We start from the raw sequence: 15,418 nt of genomic DNA, 5'->3' as shown, positions 1-15,418 counted from the left end.
TTCGAGCGAAGTGGGTACGGCGCTCGCCGTCACGCCAGTGACGACGATGCGCCCATCGCTGCCGCAATCATTGCCATGTCGTGTTCGGAAATTTCGAACAGCCCGAAGCGCAGCTGAAACCCCCAATTGCTCTTGGCCGTCGTGAACTGGAGCCTCTCGATAAGCGGCTTGATCGGTATCTCTTCAGCGCTGCGCCAATTGACGTCACGGCGGAACGGACAAAAGCCGCCCTTCGTTGCCTGATATGGGCTGCCATCCTTCACGACGCCTATCGCCGTAAACGACTGTAGCTTGTCCTTGCCTTGGAAGGCGCTGGTCGGCGAGTAGTAGACGACCCCGTCGCCAGGGTGGACGCGCCTGAGCGGCGCTGCCTTGCCGTGACAGACCTGCATGAACCCTTTGCTTCGGCCGATACGGACGTGTTCGGCCGAGGCAACTGCAACCCAGTTCTTGCTCATGCGGCCCCCGGGACAAACACGCGCAGGCGATGGCCATCGGGATCGGTCGCCACGAAGGTGAAACCAAAATCCATTTGCGCCGGTTCCTGGATGATATCCAGTCCGCGCTCCTTCCAATCGGCAAACATCGTTCTGACGGTCGCGGCATCTTCGACCGTGAACGCGACTTCGCTGCCTCCAGCCTGCGCGACGGCTGCGGGCTCAACCGTTTTGCGCGACCACAACCCCAGCATCACCCCGCCTGACAACGGCAGCATGGCAAAGGTGGGCGAGGTCTCGACGGCCGGCCGGCCTAACAGATCCGCGTAGAAGGCGGCGCTGGCCGGCGGGTTCTCGACATAGAGCAGGACAAAACTGAAGTTTGGCATCTGGAGGGTTCCTGTTTGAACGTCGCTGCCGAACCGCATTGGCGTTCGGTGTGAGTTCAATCTAGGCGATGGCACTGCCAAAAACTGTCAGTAGTGAAATCTGACCTTATTGCTCCGGGATTCCTTCAGCCGCGCGCCACTCCTTCAGCAGGACTTGACGACGGCGAGGATAGCGCTTGTCGACGACTTGCACCTTGCTGATGCGGTCAGTCCGGAAATGGCGAAAGCCCTCGCGTAACTCGCACCACGCCACGACGACGCGCACCCGGTCGAAAAAGCCGACAGCGAAGGGCCAGATGGTACGTTTTGAAGCGCGCTTATTGCCGTCCAAATAGCCAATGCGCAACTTGCGTTCGGTTCGAATGGCCGAGCGAATGACCGGAAGCTCGGCGTCACCGGCGGCAACGGCATCGCCGGGCCCGACGAGAAGGCTCGAAGTATCGAGACTGGTTTTCAGGTCTTGCGGGAGCACGGCGGCGATTTTGGCAAGCGCGTTGCGCGCGGCAGCGCTCAATGCTGCGTCGGCACGGTCCGCCACCCAGCGTGAGCCGAGCACGATCGCCTCGATCTCCTCTTCCGAAAACATCAGTGGAGGCAGCATGAAGCCCGGGCGCAGGACGTAGCCGACACCGGGCTCGCCATCGATATGCGCACCCTGTGCATTCAATGTCTCGATGTCGCGGTAGAGCGTCCGGAGTGAAATCCCGAGCGCCTCGGCCAGCACCGCGCCACTGACGGGGCGACGATAGCCACGAAGCACTTGAATGAGATCGAGTAGACGTTGCGCGCGTGACATCGGACCCACCGTGCAAGGAGCGGGCAGAGGTTATCAGGAAATGCTGCCATTTTGTGTCAGCATACGCGAAGGGCTGCGTTGTCGCGCGTGTCGATGGGCTTCGGAAAGGCAGGAATTCGGCGCTGTTGCCACGGCATCCCGCCAATATGACCGTCGACTGCGAGAATGATGCTCGCCGAACTAGCGGAGTTGCAACCATCCCAAATTATTCGCTATTCGTTGCCTCGGGGAAAAATGCTTTGGGGACGAGATGTTTTTACGTGGCTTGGCGTTGTTGGGCGTTGCAGTACTTTTATGCGGATGTGAGACCGCGCGAAGCGGGCTTGATTACTCGGAGATGATGCACAAACTGGGATCGCCGAAGCCGGGGCAAGCCCGAATCATCGTGCTGCGCGAGAAAGCCTACGGCGGCATTGGCGACGTAGCGTGGGACGTTCAGCTCGACGGTACGCCGATGAATGGCTTAAGGACTGGAACCTATGTCTTTGCGGATCGTCCAGCCGGCCAGCATCAATTGACGGCGACCGAGCCCGCGTTTCCGGGGACGACCCATCGCGACGTCGCATTTCAGGCGGGCCAAACCTATTTCTTTGTCGCCCGAACCAGCGAAAGGAGGGACGCTATTCTCGCATCTACCGCGGGAGTAGGGTTGCTGGGTATGGCGGTTAGCTCGGCGGTAACGGCCGGTTACAGCAATCCTGGACCGTTCGACCTGCTACCCCTGGAAGAGACTGCCGCCAGGACGACGATCGCTGAACTTCGGCTCGGGGAGTAGATCGGGCTTTGGGCGGACGGTTTGGCGCTATCGACTGCCCAAATAGGCCCAGAAACCGGCCGGAATGCCTTGCTTCCTGGTAGAATCCCGCTATATAGCGGCCCATCTCACACGGAAACATGGCTCAAAAGGCCGTCCGGTGGCAACCGGGCCATAAGGCTCGTTTGCTCACACGTTTCCGGAGGAACCAACCGGAGAATTGAACAATGGCGCTACCCGATTTCTCTATGCGTCAGCTGCTTGAAGCTGGCGTTCACTTTGGCCACCAATCGCACCGCTGGAATCCGAAAATGGCGGATTACATTTTCGGTGCCCGCAACAACATCCACATCATCGATCTCGCCCAGACCGTGCCGCTGTTGCATCGCGCGCTACAGGCGGTCAGCGATACGGTTGCCAAGGGCGGCCGTATCCTGTTCGTCGGCACCAAGCGGCAGGCGCAGGACGGCGTCGCCGAGGCGGCCAAGCGTTCGGCGCAGTATTTCGTCAATTCGCGCTGGCTCGGCGGCACGCTGACCAACTGGAAGACGGTGTCCGGCTCGATCAAGCGTCTGCGCCAGCTCGAAGAGATGCTGTCTACCGGCGAAGGCGCGCAATACACCAAGAAAGAGCGCCTGACCCTGCAGCGCGAGCGCGACAAGCTCGACCGCTCGCTGGGCGGCATCAAGGACATGGGCGGTCTTCCCGACATGATCTTCGTGATCGACACCAACAAGGAAGACATCGCGATCGCCGAAGCGCAGCGGCTCAACATTCCCGTGGCCGCGATCGTCGATACCAATTCCGATCCCAAGGGCATCACCTTTGTCGTGCCCGGCAATGACGACGCCGGCCGCGCCATCTCGATGTATTGCGACCTGATCGCGCGTGCCGCGATCGACGGTATTTCGCGGGCGCAGGGCGATTCCGGCATCGATGTCGGCGCCTCGGCTCATCCGGTCCGGGAAGCTATCCCGGCGGCAGCGCCGCAGCCCGTCGGCTTCCAGGGTCTCGCCGGTCCGCGCGGCACCGCCGACGATCTCAAGAAGCTCACCGGCGTGTCAGGTGCGATCGAGAAGAAGTTCAACGACCTCGGCATCTTCCATTACTGGCAGCTCGCCGAACTCGATCACGACACCGCGCACAAGATCGGTGAAGATGTCGGGCTTCCGACCCGCGCCGATGGCTGGGTTGCCCAGGCCAAGGCGATGACCGCCGACGCCGAGTAACGACGAGCGGGTTGACCGGATCGATCCGGTCACCACTTCTCATTTGACCTAATTCCTGGTGGTGGGAGGCGGCGCGGCGTGAAGCCGCGCCGCGACCGCCCTGACAGGCAAAAAGGATATCTAGCGATGACGACGATCACAGCCGCGATGGTCAAGGAACTGCGCGAGTCGACCGGCGCAGGCATGATGGATTGCAAGGCCGCGCTGACCGAAAGCAGCGGCGACATGCAGACCGCGCAGGACTGGCTGCGCAAGAAGGGCCTGTCCAAGGCCGCCAAGAAGGCCGGCCGCGTCGCGGCGGAAGGCCTGATCGGCGCGCTGACGTCGGGCACCAAGGGCGTGGTGGTCGAGGTCAATTCCGAGACCGACTTCGTGGCGCGTAACGAGCAGTTCCAGGGGCTGGTCAAGATGATCGCCCAGGTTGCGCTCAAGGTCGGCGCCGATGTCGCGGCCATCAACGCCGCCAAGGTTGGCGACGTCAACGTGGAGCGGGCGATCTCCGACGCCATCGCCACCATCGGCGAAAACATGACGCTGCGCCGCGCGGCTTCGCTCGAAGTCGGCAAGGGTGTGGTGTCGAGCTATGTCCATGGCGCGGTGATCGACGGCGCCGGCAAGATGGGCGTACTGGTCGCACTGGAATCCACCGGCAAAACCGATGAGCTGGCCCATCTCGGCCGCCAGTTGGCGATGCATGTCGCGGCGGCCAATCCGCAGGCGCTGGACCCGGCTGGGCTGGATCCGGAAGTGGTGCGCCGCGAAAAGGACGTGCTTGCCGATAAATATCGCCAGCAGGGCAAGCCGGAGAATGTGATCGAAAAGATCGTCGAGTCCGGCCTCAAGACTTACTACAAGGAAGTCTGTCTGCTGGAACAGGCGTTTATTCATGACGAAAAGGGCAAGTCGGTCGCCCAGGCGCTGAAGGAAGCTGAGGGCAAGATCGGCGCGCCGGTGAAGATTACCGGATTTGTGCGCTATGCTCTCGGCGAGGGAATCGAAAAGCAGGAATCCGATTTCGCAGCCGAGGTCGCGGCGGCCAGCGGCAAGAAATAACTGCCGGAACAATCCTTCCGGCGTCAATCCTCCAAGTGATTCAATCCCTTGGAGGAAGACGGCGCCGGGATTAGGCCGCCCGGGCTGACAGGAAGCGATCGCATCATGGCTGAGCCGGTCTATCGTCGCGTGGTGATCAAGCTCTCCGGGGAATACCTTGCCGGTGAGAAATCCTTCGGCATCGACCAGCCCACCATCGACCGCATCGCCGGCGATCTGATCGCGGCGCGCCAGCTTGGCGGCGAGATTGCGGTCGTGGTCGGCGGCGGAAACATCTTCCGCGGCGTCGAAGTCTCTGCGCAGGGCGTCTCCCGCCCGACCGGCGACACCATGGGCATGCTTGCCACGGTGATGAATTGCCTGGCGCTGGAAGCTGCGATCGAGCGCAAGGGAACACCCGCCCGGACGCTGTCAGCGCAGGTGATGCCTCAGATTTGCGAGCTGTTTACCCGCGGCGCCGCGCATAAATACCTCGCCGAGGGACGAATTGTGCTGCTCGGCGGCGGTACCGGCAATCCGTTTTTTACCACCGATACCACGGCGGTGCTGCGGGCCGCCGAAATCGGCGCGGAGGCCGTGCTCAAGGCCACCAATGTCGACGGCGTCTACAGCGCCGATCCCAAAAAGGACCCGTCCGCCAAGCGATTTGACCGCCTGACCCATTCGCAGGCGATCGAGGGCGGCTACAAGGTCATGGATGCGACCGCTTTCGCGCTTGCCCGCGAGACGTCGCTGCCTATCATCGTATTCTCGATTGCCGAGCCGGGATCGATCAGCGCGATCCTGCGCGGTACCGGTCACGGTACCATCGTCGCCGGTTGACGGGCTTGCCAAGCAACAGGACCGCACGCTGGTAAAGGGCGGCGCGGTTGGTCTTTTAGGAGGGGAGAGCGTTATGCCCACACCTGGTTTTGACATCAACGAATTGAAACGCCGCATGCAGGGCGCCACCCAATCGCTCAAGCATGAACTGGGTGGTTTGCGCACCGGGCGCGCTGCGGCTTCGATGCTGGAGCCGGTGCAGGTCGAGGCCTATGGCAGCCATATGCCGCTTAATCAGGTAGCGACCATCAGCGTGCCGGAACCGCGTCTGCTCTCCGTGCAGGTATGGGACAAATCGATGGTCAAGGCGGTGGAAAAGGCGATCGTCGATTCCAATCTCGGTTTGAGCCCGGCCACCGAAGGGCAGGTGCTGCGGCTCCGGATTCCGGAACTCAATGAAGAGCGCCGCAAGGAATTGGTAAAGGTTGCGCATAAATATGCCGAGGCGGCCAAGGTCGCGGTGCGGCATGTTCGCCGCGACGGCCTCGATACCATCAAGAAGCTGGAGAAGAATCACGAGATCTCCGAGGATGATCAGGAGCGCCTGGCCACCGATGTGCAAAAGGCGACCGATGGGACGATTTCGGAGATCGATCAGTTGCTAGCGGCCAAGGAAAAGGAAATCCTCACCGTTTAGCGCCTCGCGGTCGAGGTTTGGGCGAGGTTTGGGATTGAACGATGTCTAACGCCGCGGCTCCCGCCACTGAAGGACCGGATCGATCGGACGGTCCGTCGCATGTGGCTATCATCATGGACGGGAATGGCCGCTGGGCGGCCGCCCGGGGACTGCCGCGCGCGGAGGGCCATCGCCGTGGCGTCGAGGCGTTGCGCCGCGTGGTTCGCGCGGCTTCCGAACTTGGCATTCTTCATCTGACGATCTTCTCCTTCAGCTCCGAGAATTGGTCGCGCCCGGCGACCGAGATCGGCGATCTGTTCGGCCTGCTGCGCCGTTTCATCCGCAACGATCTGGCGACCCTGCATCGCGATGGCGTGCGGGTCCGGGTGATCGGCGTGCGCGACGGGCTCGAGCCCGACATCTGCGCGCTCTTGAACGAAGCCGAAGAGCTGACCAAGGCCAACACCAAGCTCACGCTTGTCGTCGCCTTCAACTACGGCTCGCGTCAGGAAATCGCCAACGCGGCGCAGCGGTTGGCGCGCGAGGTCGCGGATGGCAAGCGCGAGCCGTCGTCGATCGACGTCGATGCGCTTGGGCAGTACCTCGATGCGCCCGATATTCCCGATCCCGATTTGATCATCCGCACCAGCGGCGAGCAGCGTCTTTCGAATTTCCTGATGTGGCAGGCGGCCTACAGCGAGCTGGTGTTCGTGCCGATCCACTGGCCGGATTTCGACAAGGCGGCGCTTGAGGGGGCGATCGCCGAATATGCCCGACGGGAACGCCGCTTCGGCGGCCTGGTTGCGAAAACCGGATCGTGACCGAGGGCGAAGCCGCGCCGGCGGCGGCCGCAGAGCTGGGCGCGCGCAATCTTCTGACCCGCGTGATCGTAGCCCTGGTGCTGGCCCCCGCCGCGATTGCGATCGCCTATGCCGGCGGATGGCTGTGGACCGCGCTGGTGAGCCTGGCCGCGATCGGCCTTTATGTCGAATGGCTGGCGATCGTGGGGAACGCGCGTTCGACGCGTGTGGTGGGTGCGGGTACGGCAGCGCTTGCCATCGCCGGGTTGTGTCTCGCGCTCGGACGCATTGAGGCTTCGCTCGTCGTGTTGATGCTCGGCCTCGTGGCGGTGGGAGCGGTGACGCCGGAACGCCGCATCTGGGCGATCGCTGGGTTCGGCTATGCCGCGACCGCGGAGCTGGCGTCTACGCTGCTGCGGTTCGATCCGAAGATGGGATTTACGGCGCTGATGTTGGTCTTTCTCGTCGTGTGGGTGACCGATATCGGCGGATATTTTGCCGGCCGCGGCATCGGCGGGCCGAAACTCTGGCCTCGGGTCAGCCCGAAAAAGACCTGGGCGGGCGCGCTTGGTGGCTTCGTGGCGAGCCTGGTCGTCGCCGCGGGTTTTGCCGCGCTGGATCCCAATAAAGCGGATCCGCAGTTGATGCTGAAAATGACATCCCTGCTGCTACTCGGCGCTACTTTATCGATCGCCTCGCAACTCGGCGACCTCTTCGAGTCGGCGGTGAAACGGCAGTTCGGGGTCAAGGATTCCAGCCATATCATCCCCGGCCATGGCGGGTTATTGGATCGGCTGGACGGATTCGTCGCCGCGGTGGCGTTGGCGGGGATTTTCGGGCTTTTGCATGGCGGCGTGGATGGCGTCGGCCGCGGTCTTATGGTTTGGTGAAAATATGAGCGCAGTTCCGTTGCGTAGCAGCAAAACGGTGGCGTCGGCCGCCCGTAGCGTCACCGTGCTGGGGGCCACCGGCTCGATCGGCGACAGCACGATGGATTTGCTGCGGGCGTCCCCCGATCGCTACCAAGTCGAGGCCCTGACCGCCAACTCCAACGTCGCGGCGCTGGCAAAGCTGGCGCGGGAGTTCGATGCCCGCTTTGCGGCCATCGCCGACCCAAATCTCCTGGAGGATTTGCAGGACGCGCTGGCGGGCACCGGGACCGAATGCGGGGCGGGCGAAAGCGCCGTTATCGAAGCTGCGAGCCGGCCGGCCGATTGGGTCATGGCCGCGGTGAGCGGCGCCGCCGGACTGAAGCCGGCGCTCGCGGCGGTGGATCGCGGCGCCACGGTGGCGCTGGCGAACAAGGAATGTCTGGTTTGCGCGGGTGATTTTTTCATGCAGCGCGCGGCCAAGGCCGGCGCCTGCATCCTGCCGGCCGATTCCGAGCATAATGCGCTGTTTCAGGCGCTGGGTTCCGGCAATCGCGAGGAACTGATCCGCGTCATCATCACCGCATCAGGCGGGCCGTTCCGGACCTGGGCCAGCGCCGATATCGAGCAGGCGACGCTGGCGCAGGCGCTGAAACATCCGAACTGGAGCATGGGGCAGAAGATCACCATCGATTCGGCATCGATGATGAACAAGGGGCTGGAGGTGATCGAAGCCTCCTATTTGTTTGCGTTGAAGCCGGATGAGATCGACGTGCTGGTTCATCCGCAGTCGATCGTGCACGGCATGGTCGAATTCTCGGATCGTTCGGTGGTTGCCCAATTGGGCGTGCCCGACATGCGGATCCCGATCGCGCATTGTCTGGGATGGCCGGACCGCATCGTCGGACCATCCGCCAAGCTCGATCTTGCCAAGATCGGACAGCTCACCTTCGAGGTGCCGGATTTCAAGCGGTTCCCCGGACTTCGGCTGGCTTACGATGCGCTGCGGACCGGGAATGGCGCGACAGCGGTTTACAACGCCGCCAACGAGGTCGCTGTGGCGGCGTTCATTGCCGGCAAGATCAGATTCGGTGCGATTGCCGGGCTGGTCGAGGCGACGCTGGAAGACTGGATGCGCTCCGGCAATCAAGCGCCGTTGACGTCCGCCGATGACGCCATCGTCGTTGACCATATTGCCAGAAATAAAGCTGCCACCCTCTTGCCTCAAATTGCCGCAAAGGCATCCTAGAAGGTCGGGGGCAGAGCTTCGGCTCTGGACGAGGGGAATTGAATGTCTGAGTTTTTCCTGCATAGTTTCAATACGTTGAGCCATGGGCTCGTCGGTTACCTCATTCCCTTCCTGTTCGTTCTGACCATCGTCGTATTCTTCCACGAACTCGGCCATTTCCTGGTCGCCCGCTGGGCCGGCGTGAAGGTACTAACGTTCTCGCTCGGCTTCGGTCCGGAACTCGTCGGTTTCAACGATCGTCATGGCACCCGCTGGAAGATTTCGGCGGTTCCGCTCGGCGGCTACGTCAAGTTCTTTGGCGACGAGAGCGAGGCTTCGACGCCGTCGTCCGACGCGCTCGCCAACATGACCGAGGAAGAGCGCGCGGGCAGTTTCCACCACAAGAAAGTCGGGCCGCGTGCCGCGATCGTCGCCGCTGGACCGATCGCCAATTTCATTCTGGCGATGGTGATTTTTACGGGCCTGTTCACGTTTTACGGCAAGCCGATCATGTCGGCGCGCGTCGACAAGATTGAGGCGGGCGGTGCCGCGGCGGCAGCCGGCTTCCAGGTCGGCGATGTCGTGACGGCGATCGACAATCAGCCGATCGAGAATTTCTCCGACATGCAGTGGATTGTCGGCAGTCACGCCGGCGAGCAGCTTTCGTTCACGATCAAGCGTGGCGATGCGATCGTCCAGCTGCAAGGGACCCCTGAGCTCAAGGAACAGAAAGACGCGTTCGGTAACATCCATCGGCTCGGCGTGCTCGGAATCACCCGGGCGTCACAGCCGGGCGATGTCATGACCGAGCGCGTGAACCCGGCCACGGCGACGTGGCTTGGCGTCAAGGAAACCTGGTTGGTGATCGACCAGACGCTGACCTATATCGGCCGCATCTTTACCGGGCGCGAGCGGGCTGACCAGATCGGCGGCCCGCTGGGAATCGCCAAGATTTCGGGGCAGGTCGCCACCTTGGGCCTGGCCGCGCTGATTCGTCTGGCCGCGGTGCTCTCGGTGTCGATTGGGCTGCTGAACCTGTTTCCGGTACCGCTGCTCGATGGCGGTCATCTTTTGTTCTATGCGGTTGAGGCCGGCAGGGGCCGGCCATTGTCGGATCGCGCCCAGGAAATGGGGTTCCGGATAGGGCTGGGGCTGGTGCTGATGCTGATGGTGTTCGCGACCTATAACGACATCCTGCATCTGGCCGCGTCATGATGCCTTATTTGCGCGGCGTGGCGGATGGGCAACGTCTTGGAATGAAAATCAAATTGCACTGCAATCGGGCGTTTGCCGTCCCGGTAAAATTGTCTACAAGCAGGGCAACGAATGGGATTCTGCCGGCCCGCGGGGGTGCGAGCCGGCATTGGAATGACAAGGGCGCGTTGCGAATGAATCTTGGAATGCGAGTGCGGGGGGGCCTGCTGGCCGCTCTAGTCCTGTTCGCTGTGCCGGTAGCTGCCCCGCTGGCCGCTATGCTTGTGTCTTCGCCCGCCGCCGCCCAGACCGTGGCGACGATAGAGGTTCAAGGTAACCGTCGCGTCGAGGTGGAGACCATCCGCTCGTATTTCAAGTCCGGTGCCGGTGGACGTCTCGACCAGGGCCAGATCGATGACGGCCTGAAAGCCTTGATCGAAACCGGCCTGTTCCAGGACGTCAAAATCAACAATATCGGCGGCCATCTGGTGGTGACCGTGGTCGAAAACCCGGTGATCGGGCGCGTCGCCTTCGAAGGCAACAAGAAGGTCAAGGACGAACAGTTGACCGCGGAAGTGCAGTCCAAGCCCCGCGGAACGTTTTCACGTCCGATGGTGCAGTCCGATGCCGAGCGCATCGCCGAAATCTATCGCCACTCCGGCCGTTATGACGTCACCGTCACGCCTGAGGTCATCGAGCAGCCGAACAATCGCGTCGATCTGATCTTTACGGTTACCGAAGGCCAGAAGACCGGCATCAAGTCGATCGAATTCGTCGGCAACGTCTTCTATTCGTCCTATCGCCTGAAGGACGTCATCAAGACTCGCGAGTCGAACCTGCTGAGCTTCCTCGGCGGTAACGATGTCTACGACCCGGACCGCATCGAATCCGATCGCGACTTGATTCGCCGATTTTACCTCAAGCATGGTTTCGCCGATGTGCAGGTGGTGGCCGCGCTGACCGAATATGATCCGGAAAAGAAGGGCTTCCTGGTTACCTTCAAGATCGAGGAAGGCCAGCAGTACCGCGTTGCCTCCGTCAACTTCCAGTCCGGCATTTCGACGCTTGACGGCAATACGCTGTCGGGTTTCTCGCGGGTCTATGTCGGATCGCTTTACAACGCCGAGGCGCTCGAGAAATCCGTCGAGGAAATGCAGATCGAGGCGTCGCGCCGCGGTTATGCCTTCGCGGTGGTGAAGCCGCGTGGCGACCGCAATTTCGAGTCGCATACCGTTTCGATCACCTTTGCCATCGACGAAGGTCCGCGAGTCTACATCGAGCGCATCAACATCAAGGGCAACACGCGCACCCGGGACTACGTGATCCGCCGCGAATTCGATATCTCCGAAGGCGATGCGTATAACCGCGCGCTGGTCGATCGCGCCGAGCGCCGGCTGAAGAACCTCGACTTCTTCAAGACCGTGAAGATCACGACCGAACCTGGCTCATCGAGCGATCGGGTGGTTCTCATTGTCGATCTCGAGGAAAAATCCACCGGCGACTTCTCGGTATCCGGCGGTTACTCGACCACCGACGGCCCGCTGGCTGAAGTCAGTATTTCAGAGCGCAACTTCCTCGGCCGCGGCCTGTTCGCGAAAGCATCCGTGACCTACGGCGAATACGCGCGCGGCGTGTCGCTGTCGTTCGTCGAGCCGTATCTGTTGGACTATCGGGTCGCCGCCGGCCTCGACGTGTTCTATCGCCAGCAGCTCGCCAACACCTATATTTCGTATGGCACCACGACCATCGGCTTCTCTCCGCGACTGGGATTTGCGCTGCGCGAAGATCTGTCGTTGCAACTGCGCTATTCGCTCTATCAGCAGTCCATCACGCTGCCGTCCTCGCTCGACAATTGTAACAATTTGAGCGGGAACCTGTTCACGCCGGCCTATATCCAGGCCAAGTATGGCAGCCTGCTCAACGATCCAAGCGGCAATTTCCAGTCAGGTTTCCTGCCGGGCTGTTTGGCGGACGGCGAATCGTCCTTGCCGGTTCGTGAGGAACTGGCGAACGGCGCGGAATGGGTTTCGTCGGTCGGCTATTCGCTCAACTACAACACGCTCGACAACAACAAGAACCCGACTGACGGCTTGCTGCTCGACTTCAAACAGGACTTCGCCGGCGTCGGTGGCGACGTCAGCTACCTGAAGTCCGCGATCGATGCGAAGTACTACACGCCGCTGGTGGCTGACCTGGTGGGCTTGATCCACTTGCAGACCGGCATGCTGAACCAGGTCGGCAGCGACTCGATCCGCATGCTCGACAACTTCCAGATGGGACCCAACCTGGTTCGCGGCTTTGCGCCCAACGGCATTGGCCCGCGCGATCTGACCTTCTATCCGTTTACTGGGTCTGGCGACGCGCTCGGCGGTACCAAATATTGGGGCGCGTCAGCCGAATTGCAGATGCCGTTCTGGTTCCTGCCGAAGGAAGTGGGCCTGAAGGGCGCGGTCTATGCCGACGCGGGATCGCTGTGGGATTACCAGGGGCCGACATCGTATGCCACCACGGGTGAAGTCAACGGCGTCGTCAATGGCGTCGCCTGTAAGTGCGCCATGGTGTACGACGATACCAACGTCATCCGCACATCGGTCGGTGTCGGCTTGATCTGGGCGTCTCCATTCGGTCCGCTGCGCTTCGATTATGCGATCCCGATCACACAGGGTAAGTATGACGTCGTGCAGCAGTTCAAATTCGGCGGCGGAACCTCGTTCTGAGTTTGACCGCGGGCCGGACCGCGACAGGTGGAATGGCGCAGCCGAGATTTTTTGAGCAACCCCCTTCGTCGACGTTGGCTGAACTGGCCGCGTTGACGAAGGCGCATCTGGTCGACGCGTCCCGCGGCGGCCTGAAGGTCAAGGGGCTGGCCTCGCTCGACGAAGCCGGCCCGTTGCATCTGACTTTTTTCGACAATCTGAAATATGCCGGTCAGCTTGCCTCGACCAAAGCGGGGGCGTGTCTGGTCAGCCCGCGTTTCGAGGCGACCGTTCCCGCCCATGTGACGGTGTTGCGGGCGGCCCATCCTTTCCGCGATTTCGTGCAGATCGCGCGCGAGCTTTACGGCGATACCCTTCGGCCGCAATCATGGTCCGGCAATACGGGGATCGCGCCGTCCGCGATTATCGATCCGACCGCCCATCTGGAAGACGGCGTGATCGTCGAACCGCTTGTGGTGATCGGCCCCGGCGTCGAGATCGGTGCCGGGACGGTGATCGGCGCCGGCGTCGTGATCGGGCCCAATGTCCGGATCGGCAGGAATTGCAATGTCGGCGCGCGGTGCGCGATTCAATGCGCCCTGATCGGCAATGATGTGTTGATCCATCCCGGTTGCAGCATCGGTCAGGATGGCTACGGCTTCATCTTCTTCGGGCCCAGCGGCCATACAAAGGTGCCCCAGATCGGTCGCGTCCTGATCCAGAACAACGTTGAGGTTGGCGCCGGAACCACGATCGATCGGGGCAGTCTGCGGGATACCGTGATCGGCGAGGGCACCAAAATCGACAACCAGGTCCAAATCGGCCACAATGTGACCATCGGCAGGCATTGTTTGCTGGCGGCCCAGATTGGGCTGGCGGGCAGCCTGACGATTGGCGACAATGTCGCGCTGGGGGCCAAGGTCGGAATCAACAATCACCTTCATATCGGTGATGGCGCGCAGGTTACGGCCATGAGCGCGGTGAAGGATGATATTCCGGCCAACGGCCGCTGGGGTGGTTATTTTGCAAAACCCACCAAGCAGTGGTTCCGGGAGATCGTTGCGGTCGAGCGTCTGGTGCGTGACGGCGCGCAAAATCCAAAGGGGGAGGGGCGGGAGTGATGGAGGAGGCTGCGGTTAAATTTGAACTCGTTGATATCAACGAGATCCTCAAGACGTTGCCGCACCGTTTTCCGATGTTGTTGATCGACCGCGTTATCAATATCCGCGCCGACTACAGCGGCATCGGTATCAAGAACGTCACCTTCAACGAGCCGCCGTTCCAGGGACATTTCCCGGACCGCCCGGTATATCCCGGCGTGATGATGATCGAAGCCATGGCGCAGACCGCCGGCGTGATCGGCATCAAGTCGGTTGAAGGCACCGAGAAACCGCGCGCGGTTTATTTTCTGACCATCGACAAGTGCAAATTCCGCAAGCCGGTGATGCCCGGCGATACCATCGAATATCACATGAAGAGCATTGGCCGGCGCAAGGCCATGTGGTGGTTTCACGGCGACGCCCGGGTGAATGGCGTTACTGTCGCCGAGGCCGACGTTGGCGCGATGCTGACGGACTGACGGGGTGCCGCGAGGTCTTCGTCGGAGAAGCTCGATCCGGGAATGCCGGACGTCACTGGACAGTATTCTTGCGTCGCGCTAACCACCCGAAAACCCCACATTTTATCGCCAGACGACAGTAACGGATTGCGGACCATTCGATGAGCATGATCGACCCCACCGCGCGGATCGAAGATGGCGCTGTGATCGGCGAGGGGACCAGCGTCGGGCCCTATTGCATCATCGGCCCCAACGTCGTGATCGGCGCGAACTGCAGGTTGATCGCGCATGTCAACGTCACCGGGCAGACCACGATCGGGGCGGGTTGCACGATCTATCCATTCGCCTCGCTCGGCGCGCCGCCACAGATACTCAATTTACACGACACCGGCCGACTCCGGATCGGCGATGGCTGCACCATCCGCGAGTCCGTGACCATGAACAGCGGCAGCCCGAAGGGCGGCGGGCTCACGACCGTCGGCGACCGCGGTTATTTCATGAATTGCGCCCATGTCGGTCACGACTGCCATGTCGGCAATGATGTGATCTTCGCGACCTCGGCGACGCTGGGCGGTCACTGCGAGATCGGCGATTTCGTCTTCATCGGCGGGTTGTCGGCGGTGCATCAGTTCACGCGGATCGGACCGCAGGTGATGGTCGGCGGCGTCTGCGGCGTGCGCGGCGACGTGATTCCGTTCGGCCTCGTCAACGGCCAGTATGCCAGCCTCGAAGGCCTCAACATCATCGGCATGAAGCGGCGCCAGTTCACCAAAGCGCGGCTGGCGGCGGTTCGCTCGTTTTACCAGAAGCTGTTTCACGGCCCCGGCATTTTCGCCGAACGGCTCGCCGCGGTGCAGCCGCTGGCAGCCTCGGATCCCGCGATCGGCGAAATCCTGACCTTCATCGGCAATGGCGCGCATCGTGCGCTGTGCCTTCCGGCTGGCGATCGCGACAAACATTGACGATGAGGTAGCCAG

Annotated in this window: 16 protein-coding genes; 13 read left to right on the top strand and 3 right to left on the bottom strand. The window is 61.8% G+C overall.

Annotated features, from left to right (window positions below; all coding sequences use genetic code 11):
- Positions 1-29: 29 nt before the first annotated feature.
- From GSQ88_RS33850 to GSQ88_RS33840, 3 genes are all read right to left on the bottom strand, one after another.
- The gene (locus GSQ88_RS33850; RefSeq protein ID WP_159012583.1) at positions 30-458 is read right to left on the bottom strand and encodes an EVE domain-containing protein; all 429 of its coding nucleotides are present in this window, start codon (positions 456-458) and stop codon (positions 30-32) included.
- The gene (locus tag GSQ88_RS33845; protein ID WP_159012796.1) at positions 455-826 is read right to left on the bottom strand and encodes a VOC family protein; all 372 of its coding nucleotides are present in this window, start codon (positions 824-826) and stop codon (positions 455-457) included. The genes GSQ88_RS33850 and GSQ88_RS33845 overlap by 4 nt, the downstream gene beginning before the upstream one ends.
- 106 nt (positions 827-932) lie before the next feature.
- Positions 933-1,622 carry a helix-turn-helix transcriptional regulator gene (locus GSQ88_RS33840; RefSeq protein WP_159012582.1) on the bottom strand — a complete coding sequence of 230 codons (690 nt, stop codon included), beginning with the start codon at positions 1,620-1,622 and terminating at the stop codon, positions 933-935.
- A 250-nt stretch (positions 1,623-1,872) separates the two neighbouring features.
- Here GSQ88_RS33840 and GSQ88_RS33835 point away from each other — a divergent pair, with 250 nt between their 5' ends.
- The 13 genes from GSQ88_RS33835 to lpxA all read left to right on the top strand — a co-directional run bounded on the left by GSQ88_RS33835 (position 1,873) and on the right by lpxA (position 15,403).
- Positions 1,873-2,397 (top strand): DUF2846 domain-containing protein, encoded by a 525-nt coding sequence (locus GSQ88_RS33835; protein ID WP_159012581.1) that lies wholly within the window; start codon positions 1,873-1,875, stop codon positions 2,395-2,397.
- A gap of 206 nt (positions 2,398-2,603) precedes the next feature.
- The gene (locus GSQ88_RS33830) at positions 2,604-3,605 is read left to right on the top strand and encodes a 30S ribosomal protein S2 (protein WP_159012580.1); all 1,002 of its coding nucleotides are present in this window, start codon (positions 2,604-2,606) and stop codon (positions 3,603-3,605) included.
- A 126-nt stretch (positions 3,606-3,731) separates the two neighbouring features.
- On the top strand, positions 3,732-4,658 hold the full coding sequence (tsf, locus tag GSQ88_RS33825) for a translation elongation factor Ts (RefSeq protein WP_159012579.1): 927 nt from the start codon (positions 3,732-3,734) through the stop codon (positions 4,656-4,658).
- A gap of 105 nt (positions 4,659-4,763) precedes the next feature.
- Positions 4,764-5,480, top strand: coding sequence for a UMP kinase (gene pyrH, locus GSQ88_RS33820; RefSeq protein WP_159012578.1), 717 nt, complete (start codon positions 4,764-4,766; stop codon positions 5,478-5,480).
- Between the two features lie 73 nt (positions 5,481-5,553).
- Positions 5,554-6,117: a ribosome recycling factor gene (gene frr, locus GSQ88_RS33815; RefSeq protein WP_159012577.1), complete on the top strand. Its 564-nt coding sequence runs from the start codon at positions 5,554-5,556 to the stop codon at positions 6,115-6,117.
- Between the two features lie 41 nt (positions 6,118-6,158).
- Entirely contained in the window at positions 6,159-6,917 is a 759-nt protein-coding gene (locus GSQ88_RS33810; RefSeq protein WP_159012576.1) for an isoprenyl transferase, read from the top strand.
- On the top strand, positions 6,914-7,786 hold the full coding sequence (locus tag GSQ88_RS33805) for a phosphatidate cytidylyltransferase (RefSeq protein WP_159012575.1): 873 nt from the start codon (positions 6,914-6,916) through the stop codon (positions 7,784-7,786). Before GSQ88_RS33810 ends, GSQ88_RS33805 begins: the two co-directional genes overlap by 4 nt.
- Positions 7,787-7,790: 4 nt before the next feature.
- On the top strand, positions 7,791-9,014 hold the full coding sequence (gene dxr, locus GSQ88_RS33800) for a 1-deoxy-D-xylulose-5-phosphate reductoisomerase (RefSeq protein ID WP_159012574.1): 1,224 nt from the start codon (positions 7,791-7,793) through the stop codon (positions 9,012-9,014).
- 42 nt (positions 9,015-9,056) lie between these two features.
- Positions 9,057-10,208, top strand: coding sequence for a M50 family metallopeptidase (locus GSQ88_RS33795; protein ID WP_159012573.1), 1,152 nt, complete (start codon positions 9,057-9,059; stop codon positions 10,206-10,208).
- 173 nt (positions 10,209-10,381) lie between these two features.
- Positions 10,382-12,904, top strand: a complete 2,523-nt coding sequence (bamA, locus tag GSQ88_RS33790; protein ID WP_159012572.1) for an outer membrane protein assembly factor BamA — start codon at positions 10,382-10,384, stop codon at positions 12,902-12,904.
- A gap of 32 nt (positions 12,905-12,936) precedes the next feature.
- Positions 12,937-14,004: a UDP-3-O-(3-hydroxymyristoyl)glucosamine N-acyltransferase gene (lpxD, locus tag GSQ88_RS33785; protein ID WP_159012571.1), complete on the top strand. Its 1,068-nt coding sequence runs from the start codon at positions 12,937-12,939 to the stop codon at positions 14,002-14,004.
- Entirely contained in the window at positions 14,004-14,462 is a 459-nt protein-coding gene (fabZ, locus tag GSQ88_RS33780; protein ID WP_159012795.1) for a 3-hydroxyacyl-ACP dehydratase FabZ, read from the top strand. The genes lpxD and fabZ overlap by 1 nt, the downstream gene beginning before the upstream one ends.
- Positions 14,463-14,602: 140 nt before the next feature.
- Positions 14,603-15,403, top strand: coding sequence for an acyl-ACP--UDP-N-acetylglucosamine O-acyltransferase (lpxA, locus tag GSQ88_RS33775; protein WP_159012570.1), 801 nt, complete (start codon positions 14,603-14,605; stop codon positions 15,401-15,403).
- Positions 15,404-15,418 lie beyond the last annotated feature (15 nt).

It is taken from the genome of Bradyrhizobium sp. S69, assembly GCF_009766005.1.
GTDB lineage: Bacteria > Pseudomonadota > Alphaproteobacteria > Rhizobiales > Xanthobacteraceae > Bradyrhizobium.
This window is presented reverse-complemented; position numbering and strand designations above follow the sequence as displayed.

Bases quoted from the DNA above. Each gene is read 5' to 3' on its own strand.
- GSQ88_RS33850 (WP_159012583.1), bottom strand. From the start codon at position 458: ATGAGCAAGAACTGGGTTGCAGTTGCCTCGGCCGAACACGTCCGTATC.
- GSQ88_RS33845 (WP_159012796.1), bottom strand. From the start codon at position 826: ATGCCAAACTTCAGTTTTGTCCTGCTCTATGTCGAGAACCCGCCGGCC.
- GSQ88_RS33840 (WP_159012582.1), bottom strand. From the start codon at position 1,622: ATGTCACGCGCGCAACGTCTACTCGATCTCATTCAAGTGCTTCGTGGC.
- GSQ88_RS33835 (WP_159012581.1), top strand. From the start codon at position 1,873: ATGTTTTTACGTGGCTTGGCGTTGTTGGGCGTTGCAGTACTTTTATGC.
- GSQ88_RS33830 (WP_159012580.1), top strand. From the start codon at position 2,604: ATGGCGCTACCCGATTTCTCTATGCGTCAGCTGCTTGAAGCTGGCGTT.
- tsf (WP_159012579.1), top strand. From the start codon at position 3,732: ATGACGACGATCACAGCCGCGATGGTCAAGGAACTGCGCGAGTCGACC.
- pyrH (WP_159012578.1), top strand. From the start codon at position 4,764: ATGGCTGAGCCGGTCTATCGTCGCGTGGTGATCAAGCTCTCCGGGGAA.
- frr (WP_159012577.1), top strand. From the start codon at position 5,554: ATGCCCACACCTGGTTTTGACATCAACGAATTGAAACGCCGCATGCAG.
- GSQ88_RS33810 (WP_159012576.1), top strand. From the start codon at position 6,159: ATGTCTAACGCCGCGGCTCCCGCCACTGAAGGACCGGATCGATCGGAC.
- dxr (WP_159012574.1), top strand. From the start codon at position 7,791: ATGAGCGCAGTTCCGTTGCGTAGCAGCAAAACGGTGGCGTCGGCCGCC.
- GSQ88_RS33795 (WP_159012573.1), top strand. From the start codon at position 9,057: ATGTCTGAGTTTTTCCTGCATAGTTTCAATACGTTGAGCCATGGGCTC.
- bamA (WP_159012572.1), top strand. From the start codon at position 10,382: ATGAATCTTGGAATGCGAGTGCGGGGGGGCCTGCTGGCCGCTCTAGTC.
- lpxD (WP_159012571.1), top strand. From the start codon at position 12,937: ATGGCGCAGCCGAGATTTTTTGAGCAACCCCCTTCGTCGACGTTGGCT.
- fabZ (WP_159012795.1), top strand. From the start codon at position 14,004: ATGGAGGAGGCTGCGGTTAAATTTGAACTCGTTGATATCAACGAGATC.
- lpxA (WP_159012570.1), top strand. From the start codon at position 14,603: ATGAGCATGATCGACCCCACCGCGCGGATCGAAGATGGCGCTGTGATC.